Origin of the sequence: Mycobacterium paragordonae, from assembly GCF_003614435.1 — a bacterium.
Classification (GTDB): Bacteria; Actinomycetota; Actinomycetes; order Mycobacteriales; family Mycobacteriaceae; genus Mycobacterium; species Mycobacterium paragordonae.
Genome location: NZ_CP025546.1, coordinates 4,168,777 through 4,184,318 on the forward strand (window position 1 = coordinate 4,168,777; position 15,542 = coordinate 4,184,318).

General features: G+C 67.5%; 14 protein-coding genes and 1 pseudogene. 10 read left to right on the forward strand and 5 right to left on the reverse strand.

Annotated elements, in window-relative coordinates:
- Positions 1-9 precede the first annotated feature (9 nt).
- The 5 genes and pseudogenes from C0J29_RS18975 (at position 10) to budA (ending at position 6,734) form a co-directional block, all read left to right on the forward strand.
- Positions 10-1,146, forward strand: coding sequence for a DUF5685 family protein (locus C0J29_RS18975; protein ID WP_120793210.1), 1,137 nt, complete (start codon positions 10-12; stop codon positions 1,144-1,146).
- A 49-nt stretch (positions 1,147-1,195) separates the two neighbouring features.
- Entirely contained in the window at positions 1,196-2,791 is a 1,596-nt protein-coding gene (locus C0J29_RS18980) for a Na+/H+ antiporter (protein WP_120794825.1), read from the forward strand.
- Between the two features lie 10 nt (positions 2,792-2,801).
- A pseudogene (locus C0J29_RS18985) lies at positions 2,802-4,301 on the forward strand (FAD-dependent monooxygenase).
- 10 nt (positions 4,302-4,311) lie between these two features.
- A complete protein-coding gene (gene alsS, locus C0J29_RS18990) occupies positions 4,312-5,976 on the forward strand; it encodes an acetolactate synthase AlsS (RefSeq protein WP_242460475.1) in 1,665 nt (554 codons plus the stop codon).
- Positions 5,973-6,734: an acetolactate decarboxylase gene (gene budA / locus C0J29_RS18995; RefSeq protein ID WP_082994428.1), complete on the forward strand. Its 762-nt coding sequence runs from the start codon at positions 5,973-5,975 to the stop codon at positions 6,732-6,734. Before alsS ends, budA begins: the two co-directional genes overlap by 4 nt.
- Positions 6,735-6,743: 9 nt before the next feature.
- Here the strand turns inward: budA and C0J29_RS19000 are convergent, their stop codons facing one another.
- On the reverse strand, positions 6,744-7,994 hold the full coding sequence (locus C0J29_RS19000; RefSeq protein ID WP_120793211.1) for a cytochrome P450: 1,251 nt from the start codon (positions 7,992-7,994) through the stop codon (positions 6,744-6,746).
- Positions 7,991-8,533, reverse strand: a complete 543-nt coding sequence (locus tag C0J29_RS19005) for a TetR/AcrR family transcriptional regulator (protein WP_120793212.1) — start codon at positions 8,531-8,533, stop codon at positions 7,991-7,993. The genes C0J29_RS19000 and C0J29_RS19005 overlap by 4 nt, the downstream gene beginning before the upstream one ends.
- 46 nt (positions 8,534-8,579) lie before the next feature.
- Between C0J29_RS19005 and C0J29_RS19010 the strand changes: the two genes are divergently transcribed.
- Together C0J29_RS19010 and C0J29_RS19015 are read left to right on the forward strand one after the other, a co-directional pair.
- Positions 8,580-9,470 (forward strand): TIGR03619 family F420-dependent LLM class oxidoreductase, encoded by an 891-nt coding sequence (locus C0J29_RS19010; RefSeq protein WP_120793213.1) that lies wholly within the window; start codon positions 8,580-8,582, stop codon positions 9,468-9,470.
- Positions 9,467-10,189 carry a hypothetical protein gene (locus C0J29_RS19015; RefSeq protein WP_120793214.1) on the forward strand — a complete coding sequence of 241 codons (723 nt, stop codon included), beginning with the start codon at positions 9,467-9,469 and terminating at the stop codon, positions 10,187-10,189. The genes C0J29_RS19010 and C0J29_RS19015 overlap by 4 nt, the downstream gene beginning before the upstream one ends.
- Here C0J29_RS19015 and C0J29_RS19020 read toward each other — a convergent pair.
- Complete coding sequence (locus C0J29_RS19020) at positions 10,186-10,653, reverse strand: hypothetical protein (protein WP_242460476.1); 468 nt, start codon at positions 10,651-10,653, stop codon at positions 10,186-10,188. The two genes, C0J29_RS19015 and C0J29_RS19020, sit on opposite strands and share 4 nt — an antisense overlap.
- 22 nt (positions 10,654-10,675) lie before the next feature.
- On the opposite strand from C0J29_RS19020, the gene C0J29_RS19025 reads away from it, so the two are divergent.
- Positions 10,676-11,497, forward strand: coding sequence for a sulfurtransferase (locus tag C0J29_RS19025; RefSeq protein ID WP_120793215.1), 822 nt, complete (start codon positions 10,676-10,678; stop codon positions 11,495-11,497).
- A gap of 145 nt (positions 11,498-11,642) precedes the next feature.
- Here C0J29_RS19025 and C0J29_RS19030 read toward each other — a convergent pair whose 3' ends face one another.
- A complete protein-coding gene (locus C0J29_RS19030) occupies positions 11,643-12,653 on the reverse strand; it encodes a 5'-methylthioadenosine/S-adenosylhomocysteine nucleosidase family protein (protein WP_242460477.1) in 1,011 nt (336 codons plus the stop codon).
- A 144-nt stretch (positions 12,654-12,797) separates the two neighbouring features.
- Positions 12,798-13,220 (reverse strand): hypothetical protein, encoded by a 423-nt coding sequence (locus C0J29_RS19035; RefSeq protein WP_240743619.1) that lies wholly within the window; start codon positions 13,218-13,220, stop codon positions 12,798-12,800.
- Positions 13,221-13,245: 25 nt separating this feature from the next.
- On the opposite strand from C0J29_RS19035, the gene C0J29_RS19040 reads away from it, so the two are divergent.
- The gene (locus C0J29_RS19040) at positions 13,246-14,544 is read left to right on the forward strand and encodes a M23 family metallopeptidase (RefSeq protein ID WP_120794830.1); all 1,299 of its coding nucleotides are present in this window, start codon (positions 13,246-13,248) and stop codon (positions 14,542-14,544) included.
- Positions 14,545-14,557: 13 nt separating this feature from the next.
- Positions 14,558-15,541, forward strand: a complete 984-nt coding sequence (locus tag C0J29_RS19045) for an alpha/beta fold hydrolase (protein ID WP_120793216.1) — start codon at positions 14,558-14,560, stop codon at positions 15,539-15,541.
- The last annotated feature ends 1 nt before the right edge of the window (position 15,542 follow it).

A 15,542-nucleotide genomic window follows, 5' to 3' on the forward strand; every position in this document is an offset into this window, starting at 1 on the left:
TTTCAATGCGTGTTTGGCATCATTCGGCCCTGCCGCCACCGGCTCGGCAGCGAACTCACGGCGGCCTGGCGGGCCCAGCTCTGCGGCCTGTGTCTGGCTCTGCGCGACGACTACGGTCAGGCCGCGCGGATCGCGACCAACTACGACGGCCTGATCGTCTCGCTGCTGGTCGAAGCGCAGTCGACGGCAAAGCCCACCCGACGCACGGCCGGACCCTGCCCGTTGCGCGGCATGAAGCGGGCGGACGTGGCGACCGGCGAATGCGTGCGACTGGCCGCGGTGGTGTCGTTGGCACTGGCCGCCGCCAAGGTCCGCGACCACGTCGACGACCGCGACGGCCTGGTCGGGGTCGCCGCGGTGCGTCCCACCGCGCGACGCATCGCCGAACGCTGGGTGCGCCAGGGCACCGACACCGGGCACGAGCTGGGCTTCGACGCCGGCGTGCTGGTGGCCGCGATGGACCGGCAGACCGAGTTGGAAGCCGAAGCCGGCCCGGGCAGTTCGCTGCTGACGGTGACCGAACCCACCGAGACCGCCGTCGCCGCCGCGTTCGCCCACACCGCCGTCCTGGCCGGCCGCCCGGCCAACGAGGCACCGCTGCGCGAGATCGGCCTGCTCTTCGGACGGGTCGCGCATCTGCTCGACGCCGTCGAGGACTACCGCGACGACGTGGCGCGCGGCAAGTGGAATCCGTTGGCCGCCACCGGAACAACGCTCGCCGAAGCCCGCACGCTGTGTGACGATGCGGTGCTCGGCATCCAACTCGCGCTGGCCGACGTCGACTTCACCGACGGCCGGCTGCCCAAGCGGCTGTTGACGAAGGAGCTCAAGCGCTCCGTCTCGCGCACCTTCGACCCCAGAGGCAACTACCCCAACGACCCCTACGGGACCCCGCACGGCCAGCAGGACGGCATCAACTTCGGCCCGCAGGGCCCGCAGGGTTTCGGCAACTACCCCGGAGCCCCCGGGGAGCTACCGCCGGAGATGCAGCCCAAGCCCAAACGAGGATGCTGGGACAGCTGCACCGACGCGTGCTGCTGCGAGTGCGAATGTGACTGCTGCTGCGACACCTGCTGCGAGGGCGACAGCTGCTGCTGCGACTGCGGAGACTGCTGCGACTGCGGAGACTGCTGCGACTGCAGCTGAAAGGCCAGCCGCCGCGCCCGCCGCGCGATCCTAAGCAAGGATGGGACAGGTGTTTGCGCTTGTTCTCATCGTTGCGCTCGTTACCACTGTGGTCCTGGGCACGCTCCTGGGCCGCCGGTTTCGCGTCGGTCCTCCGGTCCTGCTCATCTTCCTCGGCGCGCTGCTCGGGCTGATCCCCCGCTTCGCGCATGTCCACATCGAGGGCGAGCTGGTGCTGCTGCTGTTCCTACCGGCAATCCTGTACTGGGAGAGCCTGAACACCAGCTTCCGTGAGATCAAAGCCAACATGCGGGTCATCGTGATGACCAGCATCGGCCTGGTCATCGCGACGGCGTTCGCGGTGTCCACGGTGGCCCGGGCCATGGGCATGGAATCCCATGCTGCCGCGGTGTTGGGCGCCGTGCTCTCGCCCACCGACGCCGCGGCGGTCGCCGGTCTGGCGAAGAAGCTGCCGCGGCGGTCGCTGACCATCCTGCGCGGGGAGAGCCTCATCAACGACGGCACGGCCCTGGTGCTCTTCGGTGTCACCGTGTCCGTCGCGGTCGGCGGCGGCGAGGTCGGGCCCATGGCGCTCACGCTGCGATTCGTCTACTCCTACCTGGGCGGCATCGTCGCCGGGCTGATCGTCGGCGGACTCGTGACCTTGCTGCGCCGCCGCATCGACGCACCGTTGGAAGAGGGCGCGCTGAGCCTGCTGACCCCCTTCGCGGCGTTCCTGCTCGCGGAGAGCACCCATTGCAGCGGTGTGGTCGCGGTGCTGGTGTCCGCGCTGATGCTGACCTATGTGAGCCCGCGGGTCATCCGGGCCCGCTCCCGATTGCAGTCCTACGCGTTCTGGGACATCACCACATTCCTGCTCAACGGCTCGCTGTGGGTCTTCGTCGGCGTCCAGATCCCCAACGCCATGCGCGGGATCGCCGACGTCCACGGCGGAATCCGGCACGCCTTCTATCTCGCCTTCGCCGTGTGCGGTGTGGTGATCGCGACCCGGTTCCTCTGGGTGGAGCTGACCACCGTCCTGGGTTTGGCCATCGACAAATCCGCGCACCGGGACACCCGTCACGTTCCCTTCCGCCAGCGCAGCGTCACCAGCTGGGCCGGTTTCCGCGGTGCCGTCTCGCTGGCCGCGGCGCTGGCCGTCCCGCTGGAAACGCACAGCGGCGCACCGTTTCCCGACCGCAACCTGATCATCTTCGTGGTCTCCGTCGTCATCTTGATCACCGTCCTCGTCCAGGGCAGCACGCTGCCCATCGTGGTCCGCTGGGCGCGGCTGCCCGAAGACGTCGCCCGCGCCGAGGAGGTGCAACTGGCCCGCACCCGCGGCGCCGAAGTGGCTTTGGAGGTGCTGCCGGAGGTCGCCGCCGAGGTCGGCGTCGGGCCCAAGCTGATGGCCCGCCTGCAGAAGGAATACGAGGAGAAGGCCCGGCTGGCCGAAGCCGACGGCGACGACTCCGACGACAGCAACCACCTGACAGAGGCGCGGGACAAGATTCGAGAGGTGCACCTCCGGGTGCTCGAACGCAAAAGGCAGGCCATCACCGAACTGCGAAACCAACGCCAGATCGACGACATCGTGCTGCGCGAAATCCAGGAGACCATGGACCTGGAAGAGGTGCGACTGCTCGGTCCGGCCGACGTGGAATAGGGGGCGCCGCATGGCGGACGAACGCACCCGGGTCGTCATCTCCGGCGCCGGACCCAACGGGCTGATGCTGGCCTGCGAGTTGGCGCTGACCGGCATCCGGCCGGTCGTGCTCGACCTGCAGCCCGGACCCAGCCTCGAGCCGAAGGCCAACGGCCTTGTCGGACAGGTCGTTCGGATGCTCGACCAGCGCGGCCTGTACCAGGCGTTCACCGGCGACGACAACCCGCCGCGGCCTGCGGGCGGCTGGATGTTTGCCGCGATGCCGCTGGATTTCCTTTGCCTCGAGGACAATCCGATGTACGCGATGCTGATGCCGCAGCCGCGACTGGTGCGACTGTTGGCGGACCGGGCCCGCGAGCTGGGCGTCGATGTGCGCTGGGGCCACGGGCTCGTCGAATTGAGCGCCGATCCGGTGACCGTGACGGTGTCCGCACCCGAACGCGAATACGTGCTCGCCACAGACTATCTGGTGGGCGCAGACGGCGGGCGCAGCCCGGTGCGCAAGATGATGGGCATCGGGTTTCCCGGCAGCACCTCGGATACCGTGGGCCGGCTCGCGCATGTCCACATCCCCGACGAGTTCCGCGACGGCCCTGGCGCACTCAACATTCCGGGGTACGGCCGGCTGGTATTCGGCCACACCCGAGTCGACCAGGGTGGGCTGATTTACGCCGAGTTCGAGCCGGGCCGATCCATGTTCGGCACCTTCGAATTCGGCCCGCCCGTGGAAGACCCGCCGATGAGCCTGCAAGAGCTGCGGGAGAGCGCGCGCCGGCTGCTCGGCGCCAACCTGCCCTTGGAGGAACCCAAAGGGCCTGGCCCGCATGCGCTTCGGCGTATCAACGGGTGGAACACCCGGCACGCCGAACGTTACCGCGACGGCCGGGTCCTGCTGCTCGGCGACGCCGCCCACGTACACAGCGCCATGGGTGGGCCGGGCCTCAACCTCGGCCTGCAGGACGCGGTGAACCTCGGCTGGAAGCTCGCGGCCCAGATCAACGGCTGGGCGCCGCCCGATCTGCTGGACACCTACCAGTCCGAGCGCTACCCGGTGGGCCGGCGCGTCATGATGCACTCCCTGGCGCAGACCGCGCTGATGACGCCCGGCCCGGAGGTCGGCGCGCTGCGCGAGTTGATGGGCGAGATCCTCGCCTTCCCGGACGTGGCACGACACATGGCCGCACTGCTGGCCGGCTCGGATGTGCGCTATGAGGTCGGCGACGATCATCCGCTGTCGGGCCGGCTGGTGCCCGATCTGACGCTGGACGACGGGCGGCGGGTCGCCACGCTACTGCACGGCGCGCGCCCCGTGTTGCTCGACCTCGGTGGCGGCGAGGCCGCGGACGCGGCGCACGGCTGGCGCGACCGCGTCGACATCGTCCAGGCGGAGCTCGCCGACCGGCCCGCCACGGCGATGCTGATCCGCCCCGACGGCTACATCGCCTAGGCGACAGACGAATTCGCGTCAAGCGAGGCGCTGCACACGGCGCTGCAACGCTGGTTCGGGTAGCGTCCTTGACGTGACGTCCGTGCGCAGCGCCCAGAAGATCGTCGACGTGTTGACCGCCCAGGGCGTGCGGCACGTCTTCGGGGTCCCGGGCGCCAAAATCGACGCGGTGTACGACGCGCTGCTCGACGGCGGGCCCGAGGTCGTGGTGTGCCGGCACGAGCAGAACGCTGCGTTCATGGCCGCTGCGATCGGCCGCCTGACCGGCATCCCCGGCGTCGTCCTGGTGACCTCCGGGCCGGGCACCGCCAACCTGGCCACCGGCCTGCTCACCGCGAACACCGAACAGGACCCGGTGGTGGCGCTGTGCGGTGCGGTGCAGCGTGAGGACCGGCTCAAACGCACCCATCAGTCGATGGACGCGGCGGCGCTGTTGCGGACCGTCACCAAATTCACCGGCGAGATCAATCATCCCGACAACGCCGCCGAAGCAACCGTGTCCGCATTCCGCGCGGCACTGACCGAACCGCGTGGCGCTGCCGCGGTCGTATTGCCTGCTGACGTGCTGGCCGCCCCGACCACCGCAGGCATCATCGCACTGTTGCCCATCCCCCCGCTGGCGGCGGCGCCGTCCGAGCTGGTGGCGCGGGCGGCCGACCTGATCCGTGCCGCGCAGCGACCCGCACTGCTGGTCGGGATCCGCGGCGCCGATCCCGAAACCTGCACGGCCTTCCGGGCTTTGGTGGCCGCGACGGGATTGCCGGTCGTGGAGACTTTCCAGGCCGCCGGCGTCATATCCCGCGAACTGGAGGATTATTTCCTGGGCCGGGTCGGGCTGTTCCGCAACCAGCCCGGCGACGTGATCGTGGCCCACGCCGACGTCATCGTCACCATCGGTTACGACGCGGTGGAATACGACCCGGTGCTGTGGAACAACAACGCCGGGCGCACGATCGTGCATATCGACTCCGTCCCGGCCGATGTCGACAACCACTACCTGCCGACGGTGGAACTGCGCGGCGACATCGCGGCGACGCTCACCGCGCTGACGGACTCGCTGGCCGGCCTGGCTGTGACCCCCGAGTATCAGGCCGAGATCGAGGTTCAGCGTAAGACCTTGGCGCACATCGACAACGCCGCGCGCGATCAGGCTCCGGCCGGCCCGGGGCTGAACCCGGTCGCGGTCGTGCTGCGGCTGCGCGAGGAACTCGACGACACCGCGACCATCGCCTGCGACATCGGCTCGGTCTACATCTACCTGGCCCGGCATTTCCGGGTCTACGAGCCGCGCCGGCTGTTGTTCTCCAATGGGCAACAGACCCTCGGGGTCGCGCTACCGTGGGCGATGGCCGCCTGCCTGGTCCGGCCGGGCACCCCCGTCGTATCGGTCTCCGGCGACGGCGGGTTCCTGTTCTCCGCGCAGGAACTCGAGACCGCCACCCGGCTGGGTTTGACGTTCACCCACATCATCTTTCGCGACAACGGCTACGACATGGTGGGCTTTCAGGAGGAGCTGAAATACGGCCGCAAATCCGGTGTGCAGCTGGCTGATTACGACGTCGTCTCCTATGCCAAGGCATTTAGCGCACACGGCTACCGAGTGGACAGCCTCGAGGAGTTCGGCTCCGTGCTGCGACACGCGCTCGCCGAACCCGGACCGTCGCTGATCGATGTCCCGGTCGACTACAGCCACAACGTCGACCTGGCCGCCCATCTACACGACGACACGTTCGAATGAGCAACGCGCGCGAGCACTTCCGCCGTTGGGCGGCCGGGCTGCTCGGCCACCAGTCCGAGGTGTACCAGTACTCCACGATCAGCGCCCTGCTCGACGGCGTATACGACGGCGACGCCACCGTGGCCGACATCCTGCAGCACGGCGACTTCGGGCTGGGCACCTTCAATCATCTCGACGGCGAGATGGTGATTCTGGACGGTGTCTGCTACCGCTTGCGCGCCGACGGAACCGCCACGCGCGCAGCGCAAACCGACCGCACCCCGTTCGCGGCGATCACCCGGTTCCACCGCGACTTCGGCATCGCGATCACGGAACGCACCGACCGCGCCGCGGTGACCGCCGCCATCGACGAGCAGATCACCAGCACCAACCTGATCTACGCGATCCGGGTCACCGGCCGATTCGCCGACCTGCACACCCGCACCGTGATGGAACAGCAGCAGCCCTATCCGCCGCTGACCGAGGCGACCGAAGGACAGGCCGAAACCCGGTTCACCGACATCGACGGCACCCTGGTCGGGTTTCGCACCCCCGACTTCGAACAAGGCATCTCCGTCGCGGGTTACCACCTGCACTTTCTGAATGACGACCGCACTGCCGGCGGCCACGTGCTGGACTTCACCCTGGAGCGTGGCGACGTCGCCGTCAGCGGGGCCTCGCAGTTGCACCTCAGCCTGCCGACGACCGGCGCGTTCCTGCAGGCGCGGTTGGCCGCGGACGACCTGGGCGATCAGATCACGAAGGCTGAAGGCAACTAGAAAAGGTAACTAGCCGGTACTGCACGGAAGTCGTTTAATGCCATGGAAGAACGACGACCGCAGCCGGTCCGGCTCTCCGGTGACCGTCAGCCCGGGCACGTGGGGATACAGCTCCTCCAGCATCACCCGCAGCTCCAGCCGGGCGAGTTGGGCGCCGAGGCAGAAGTGCACTCCCCCGCCACCGAACGCGGCGTGCCCGGCATCCGTTCGGGTGACATCGAATTCGTCGGCGCGGTCGAACACCTCCTCGTCACGGTTGGCGGACAGGTAATGCATCAGCACCCAGTCACCGGCGGGGATCTGCCGGCCACGGATCTCGACGTCGCGGGTGACGGTGCGCCGGAAATGCATGACCGGACTCGCCCAGCGCAGCAGTTCCTCGACCGCCGGCTTGACGGCGTCCGGTTCGCGGGCCAGCAGCGCCTGCTGCTCGGGGTGTCGGGACAGCGCTAATATGCCGTGGCTGAGCGTGTTTCGGGTGGTCTCGTTACCGGCGATGGCCAACAGCAGGAAGAATTCGTTGAGCTGATCACGGTTGAGCTTCTCGCCGTCCACCTCCGCGGCCAGCAGAGCCGACAGGATGTCGTCGGTCAGGCCATGAGTGCGCCGGTGCTTGACGAGTTCGCCGCAATAGCGGAACATCTCGGCGGCCGCCTGCCCGAGCGCCTCCGGAGTGGGCGCGTAGTCGGGGTCCTCGATGCCCAGCGTGCCGATCGCGTTGCTCCACCGGAACACCTCCATCCGGTCTTCGGCGGGCACACCCAACACGTCGGCGATCACCTGCAGCGACATCTCCGCGGAAATGTCGGGCACGGCGTCGAATTCGCCCTTCTCGGTGATGTCGGCGACGATGTTGCGGGCGACCTGGCGCATGTGGGGTTCCAGGCGCAGCACGTTGCGCGCGGTGAAGCCCTGGTTGATCAGCTTGCGGTAGTGCACATGTCGCGGCGGGTCGATACCCGGCAGCATCGCCGAGGTCGGCCCGGCCTCCACCTCGACCAGCGTGTTACCCCTGTTGCTGGTGAAGGTGTCGGTGTCGCGGCTGACCAATCGGACGTCGGCATGCTTGGTCAGCAGCCAAGCTCTCGGCAGGCCGGACATCTGCACCGGGTGCACCGGCGCGTCGGCGCGCAGCCTGGCCATCGCGTCGAAGGGCGCGCCGGTGATGAAGGTGTCGGGGTTGAGCACCGCCGCGGCATCGCGATCGGACTGCGTGTCCTGGTTCTCGACGACCAGCGACCCCAGCTTCGGAACGGTCATGACTCCCCCTCGGATGCCTTGATACCGGCGATAATGACGTCCAGACCGGCGCGGAAACGCTTGGTGGATGTTGGCTTGACACGCGCCTCGTCCAAGCTGACCGAGCCCAGCAGGTAGGTGTAGAGCACCGTATGCGCTGCTGCGGCAACGGATTTGGTGAGCCCCGCTTCGGCCAGCAGCGAGCGGCTGAGCCGGTCCAGGCGACGGGCCCGCTCCCCGCCGCCGCGGGTCTGCAGAATGCCCGCTATCCCTGGCACATCGAGCATGACTTCGCGTGCCGCACAGTACAGTCCGCCCAGCCGGACGTCCCACGGGCCGGTCTCGGGCACCGGGATGCCGGCCAGCACCGACTCGGCGAGCAGATCCAGCGCGGCCTGTTTTCCGGGTACGTGGTAGTAGACGGACGGCACCGCGGCGCCGAGTTCGGCGGCCAGCTCGCGCATGGTCACCTGTTGCACCCCGACGCGTCGCGCCAGCGTGTGCAGCGAGGACACCACCTGGGTGCGGTCCAACTCGCCGTATGCGCGCCGCGCCGTCATTCGAGCCATGTTCGAATCAATTCGAGCACTGTTAGAATCTAGCGCGATGAGTGCCGTGCCCGCAAAGACGACCGCAAAGCTGTCTCCCCGGATATCGATCGCCACACCCGTGGTGACGATGTTCCCCGGGGTGAGCGCCGACTGGGAGATCGACGCATCAATCCAGGAGATCGCGCGGGTCGCCGAAACCGCGGACCGGCTCGGCTTTCACCACCTGACCTGCAGCGAGCACATCGCGCTACCCGCCGCCGAGCAGGCCCGCCGCGGCGCGCGCTACTGGGATCCGCTGGCCACCTTCGGCTACCTGGCGGCGCGCACCCAGCGGATCCGGTTGGCCACCAACGTGTTGGTGCTGGGTTACCACCACCCGCTAGAGATCGCCAAGCGCTACGGCACCCTGGACAAGGTCAGCAATGGGCGGCTCATCCTCGGCGTCGGCGTCGGCTCGCTCAAAGAGGAGTTTGATTTAATCGGCGCCCCGTTCGAGGACCGCGGCGTGCGCGGCGACGACGCATTGCGGGCGCTTCGCGCGGCCCTGTCGGTGTCCGAGCCCGCCTATCATGGCGAGTTCTATTCGTTCGACGGCATGGTCGTCGACCCGTGCGCGGTGCAACCTAGGGTGCCGGTGTGGATCGGCGGCCGCACGCTGCGGTCGTTGCGCCGGGCCGTGAACCTGGCCGACGGCTGGGCGCCGTTCAACGTGAGCCTGCCGCAGGCACGAGAATGGTTGGGCCGCTGCGACCTTCCTCGGGATTTCGAGGTGGTGCTGGGACCCGCGCACCGGCTGGATCCACTCAACGAACCCGATCGCGCCCGCGAGCTGATCGCCGAGACCGTGGCGCACGGCGCCACCATCGTCAGTGCCACCTTCCGCCACGATTCACTGCAGCACTACCTGGAGAACCTGCACGCCCTCGCCGAACTGAACGCCGGATGAACCGGGTCCGGGCGGGTGTCTTCAGCCTCACCGCCGCGGCGCCCACCGACGACGGCTATCTGCGCTGGCACCTGCTCGACCACATGCCCGAGCAGTACCAGTTGCCCGGAATCGTGCACGGGCTGCGCTGGATCGCCGACGGCGACTACCCCGCGCACCGCATCGTCGGGCACGGACCGCTGGGCGACATCGGCAACGTCGTCCACTACCTGGTCGGCGAATCCGTCACCGAAACCCTGCGCGAATTCGTCGAACTCGGTCGCGTGCTGCGCGAAAACGGTCGGATGCCGGCCATGCGTCCATTGCTGCAGATCTCCGGTCTTCGCCTGCTGCAATGGAATTCAGCGCCGCAGGCACTGGTGTCGGCTGAGGTGGTGCCGTTCCGGCCGCACCGCGGCGTGCTGTTGCTGGTCGAGGAACCCACCGGCGGGCCACCCGATTCTTGGCTGCAGTGGTTGCGCGCCGAGCACTACCCGGCACTGCTCGCCGTCGCCGGTGTCGCTGGAGCGTGGACGTTCGGCTCGATCTGCACGCCGGCGCCGCGCGGGTGGCGCACCGACCCGCACTACGTGACGGTGATCTATCTCGATGACGACCCGCTGGCCGTTAGCGTCGCACTGGCGCCGTTGGTCGAACAACGGTGGCGGTCTGGAGTCGTGCGGCCGGTGTTCGCCGGCCCGCTGCGCAGCATGATCCGGTGGGACGCCTGGCCCGGCTAAAAAGCACTCGCCTCCCACGCTCCTTGCGGGTAGGGCGGAACCTTGCCGGCAAAGGCCCCGTCGGTCACCGTGCACAGCGTGTCGGAAATGGTTCCGGCGTTGGCCAACACGGTTGGCTGACCACCGGGCGCGACGCGGGCGACCACGGCCTGCCAGAAGTAGCCGATTCCGCCGTGCTCGTACCAGACGAACCAGTCGCCGCCCCGGCTGCCGGCGCGAATCAGGCGGCGAAACGGCAGATTCGGGTCATTGACCGAATCCGTGCTGTTGAAGGGCGCACCGATGTCGGCGATCGGGGGCAACAGGCTGCGCAACTCGGGCGGCAGCTCGGACACGTGCTGCACCTCCCGCACCGGCGTGGTGAGCGTGCAGTTCGTGTTGGGTACGGCGTCGGCCGGGCTCGCCGTGGCAAGGTTCAGGGCCAGCGCAATCGCGGCCCAGTACGGGAAAAACCATCGCGCCATCAGTCGAGGATAGGGTTGGTGCGTGACTGCGCGCGACCATGTTCTGATTTCAGCCGCCGAGTTGGGTCGCCGGATCGACGCGGGGGAACCGGTGACGATTCTCGACGTGCGTTGGCGGCTCGACGCTCCCGACGGTCACCCGGCCTACCTGGACGGCCACCTGCCCGGCGCGGTGTATGTCTCGCTGGACGACGACCTGAGCGACCACGCGGTGGCGGGCCGGGGCCGGCATCCACTGCCATCTGGTAGCCAACTGCAGGAAGCGTTGCGGCGCTGGGGAGTTCGCTCGGAGCAGCCTGTGGTGATCTACGACGATTGGAATCGGGCCGCTTCGGCGCGGGCCTGGTGGGTGCTGACCGCGGCGGGGCTCGGCGATGTCCGCATCCTGGACGGGGGGCTCGGCGCCTGGCGGTCCGCGGGCGGCGAGCTGCAGACCGGCGAGGTCCACCCGGAACCGGGCAATGTGACTGTGGCGCATCAGGATTTGTACGCCGGCGCGCAACCCACGTTGACCGCGGAACAGGCGGAGGGCGTGGACTTGTTCGATGCTCGCGCGCCGGAGCGCTACCGCGGCGAAGTCGAACCGCTCGATCCCGTCGCCGGGCACATCCCCGGCGCCAAGAACCTGCCGTTCGGGACGCTGTTGGCTGACGACGGGACGTTCGTCGTCGATGAACATCGGTTGCCCGACGGCGGCACCGGGGTCTACTGCGGGTCCGGCGTCACCGCGGCTGTGATTGTCGCCGCGTGCGCTGCCGCGGGCCGGCAGGTCGCGCTTTATCCCGGGTCCTGGTCGGAGTGGAGTTCGGATCCCGCACGCCCGGTGGGCCGCGGGACGGAGTAGTTGTCGCTGCGAGGCGGGCAAGTGGTTAGTCGCTTTTCCCAGCGAGCTGGCCCCGGCTGGCCCAGATCCTTTATCTCACGTCACATCACGCAAGTCGGCCTGACGGCACCATGACTGCCCGCCTTCGAGCGACAAACACCGCGCGCTACGGCCCCGCCCAATTCGCCATGAACGCCTCCACCACCCGCGCGGCGTTCTCCGCCGCGATCTGCTTGTAGAAGAAGAACTGGAACGGAAAACCGGGCAGCCCCAGCGGATCCCCCGGCCCGTCCGACATCCCACGGATCCCCAGGAACGGCACGCCGTGTGCCGTCGCGACAGCCAGTGACGCGGCCGTCTCCTGATCCACCGCGTCGTAGGCCGGGTTGTCGGCGGTCTGAATGTTCAGGTTGCTCAATAAGCCCTTGGCCAGCCACGGCCCGATGGCCTGGAAGAAATTGCCGGTATACAGCAGCGAGCGACCGGGCGGGCTGCACGGTTGGCAGCCGAAGACGTCGCCGGCGTTGGGGACACACGGAAACGCCTGGCCGTTGTTCGCGTCGTGGCTGTACCCGTTGCCGCCGACGAACAACTGTGGCTGGCGGCCAAGATCATTCAGCTTCACGTTGGGGACGTGGCGGCACAGGCACATCGGATTACCCAGGTTGTTGACGCTGCTGAGTTGGACGGTCAGCGTCTGCGCCGCCGCCAGCATGCCGGGATCGACGGGTTGGTACGTGGCGCCATTGTCCAGCGTCCACTGCGCCGGTATCGCCACGTCGCCGACGCTGGTCCGGCCGGCACCACCGGCCACCCCCGAAAAGATCACTGCCCCAATGGACGTGCCCGAAGCGCAGGTGAAGCGACTCAACGCGGCCTCGGTGACGGCCGTCGCGTTCACCAACCCGATCCGGGTCATCGCCACCAGCACCTTCTTGCCGGCGATCGAACCGCGGTAGTAGTACTGCCTGTCATAAACCCCAACGGGATTCGGCTCGAGCAGGGTATGAGCCAGCACCGCGTCGGATTCGGCTGGAAACGCGGACAAGACCAGTGTCCGCTGCTCGCAGCCGGGGGTCACCACACTCCTGAACCCCCCGGGATCGGCCGTCGCCAAGCCCCCTCCCAGACACAATGCGACGGCCACCACCAGAGCAGCGCGGAACCGTTTGAGCACGATCCCCCTATCTCGCGGGTGTGGCCGAATCGATCTCCGAATGATTTTGGCGCGACACGACCGATAGTTGGAGATTCGTTATTGTTTTCTTTGACTAGCGATTTCATGTCGTTACACCATTGCGATTTCATTCGTACCCGTTCCTCACAACAGCGGCCGCAGCTCGATCGCCGATGTCGGCTTTTCGGCCATCCAGTAGGAGATGGCCATCGTGTCGGCACTCGTCAGGAATCCGATGCCTTCATAGACCACCTCGCCGACGGCCACCGGAAGCCGTACATTCTCGGCGCGGTGCCGCCAGGTCAGTCGATACCCTTCCCCGGCCGGCTGGATCTGCAGATCCAGGTCGCCGGCGAATTTGCCTGTGCCATCGAAATATTGGACGCGGTACCGACCGGTGAAGCCATCGACCACATCCCCCGCGGCGCGACCGGAGCCGAGCGACCGGGAGCCCGCGGTGAGGTAGCGGGCGGTGAGCACACCGGGATGCCCGGCGCGGATCCGGTATTCGGCCAGCCCGATCACCCGCGTGTTGAACATGCCCAGCATGGTAAGCAGCCGGAACACCGGGCGGGAATACTATGCTCACCCGATGGCGAAACGGCGCAGTTTGGCGGTCCTGGGGTTCGTGCTCATCCTTGCCGCGTGTACCACCTCGCCAAAGCAACCCGCCGCCACGAGTACCCCCGCACCGCCAGACCCTCTGAACGGCGTCACCGTCCCCAATGCCTTCACGCCGTTGACGGTCGCCCCGATCAGCCGGCCGACGTTCCCCTTCCCCGGCACCGACGACAAATATCATCTGGCGTTCGACATGCAGGTCACCAACTCCAGTTCGGAGCCTGCCACGCTGAACGGCGTCGACGTGGTCGACGGGAAGGAGCCCGGCAAGGTCCTCGCGTCGTTCTCCGGCAACCAATTGGTCGATCCCGCATGCAACTACGGCAACTGCAACCGGCTGCGCGTGCTGCCCGCTGCCCCGGCGCCAGACTTCACCATCCCACCGGGCACTTCGCGGTCGCTGCTCATCGATTTCCGCCAGGACAACCTGTCCGACTTCCCGAAGGCGGTGATGCTCCGGTTCCACGGCAACGGTGTGGCCAACCCGGCGTCGAAAGAGCCGGGTCCCTTCGACACCCTGGGCGCGCCGTTCAACATCTCCGCCGGGATGCCGCGCGTCATCGCCGCACCGCTGAAAGGCAACAACTGGGTGGCGTTCAACGGGTGCTGCGACCCGGGCTGGGCGCACCGCGACGCCATCCTGCCGCTGAACATGAAGCTCAACAACAGTCAGCGCTTCGCGATCGACTGGATGCGGATGAACGATCAGGGCAACTTCTACGCCGGCGATCAGACCAGGAACGAGAGCTTCATCGACTACGGGTCGGCGATCTACGCGGTGGCCGACGGCACGGTCGTGTCCACGCTCGACAATGTCGAAGCCAACGTGCCCGGCATCCTGCCCGCCTCCGACCCGGTCCTGGCCGCCAAGCTGACCGTCGACAACGTCGACGGCAACCACATCATCCTGGACATCGGCGACGGCCTCTACGCCATGTACGCCCACCTCATCCAGGGCTCACTGCTGGTCAAGCCCGGCGACAAGGTCAAGAAGGGTCAGCAGATCGCCAAGCTGGGCAACACCGGCAACTCCAACGCACCGCACCTGCACTTCCAGCTGATGAACGGACCGTCGCTGTTCGAGGCCGACGGCCAGCCCTACGTCATCGAGGGTTTCAGCTACCAGGGCCAGGTCAATCCAGCCCAGGTGTGGAGTGCCGACAATTACCTCAGCGGCTCGTTCTTCGGCCCGGACATGCTGGCGACCCCTCAACTCAAGGGCAACCAGTCACCGCTCCTCCTGTCCGTCGTGACGTTCCCTCTAGCCTAGAAAGGCCACAGCCATGGACATTTTCGTCGAATGGAACAACGGCGGAACGGAATTGCGTTGGCGCTCAACCACCGAAGCCAATGACGGGCAGTCGGTCACGGTGTTTCTGCGGCGCTACGGCACGCCGGGTAAGCCGGCACTGGTGTGCGTGCACGGGTTTCCGACGTCCAGCATCGACTACTTCCCGTTGGCGCGGGAGCTCAAAGACGAGTTCGAGATCTTCGCCCTGGACTTTCCCGGCTACGGCGTGTCCGACAAGCCGCCCGAGCCCTACGTCTATTCGCTCTACGACGATGCGCGTCTGCTCGTGCACGCCATCACCGAGGTGTGGAAGCTGACCGACTACCAGATGATCACGCACGACCGCGGCTGCAGCGTCGGCATGATCGCGGTGGGCCTGCTGGCCGAAAAGTCGGCACTGCCAAGTGATCTGATTCTCACCAACGGCAATATCTACCTGCCGTTGTCGAACCTGACGGCGTTCCAGACCGCGCTGCTCAACGACAAGACCGCCCGCGCCACCGCCGCGGAGACGACGCCGGAGTTACTGGCCGCCGGCCTCGGATTCACCACCTTCATGCCGCGCCGCACCCCGGACAATCCCGAGATCGCGGCACTGGCGAAGTGCTTTGCCTACAACGACGGGATGCGGGTGCTGCCGGACACCATCCAGTATCTGCATGAGCGTGCTGCTGATGAAAAGAGTTGGCTGGAAAGACTTTCCCAGCTTCCAGTCAACGTCACGCTGGTCTGGGGCCTGCACGACACGGTGGCCCCGCTGCGGGTCGCGAACCATGTCTGGCAGACGTATCTGCGCGGTATGCCGTCCCGTAGCCGGTACTGGGTGGTGCCGGGCGCCGATCACTACATGCAGTGTGACGCGCCCGCCGAGCTGGCCCAGATCCTGAGGCTCACCGCGCAGGGCGAAAGCCTTGCGCTGCAGCTGCAGACCCTCGGGGACCGGCCCGACGGCGCGGTCCTGGTCGATCAGGCTTAGA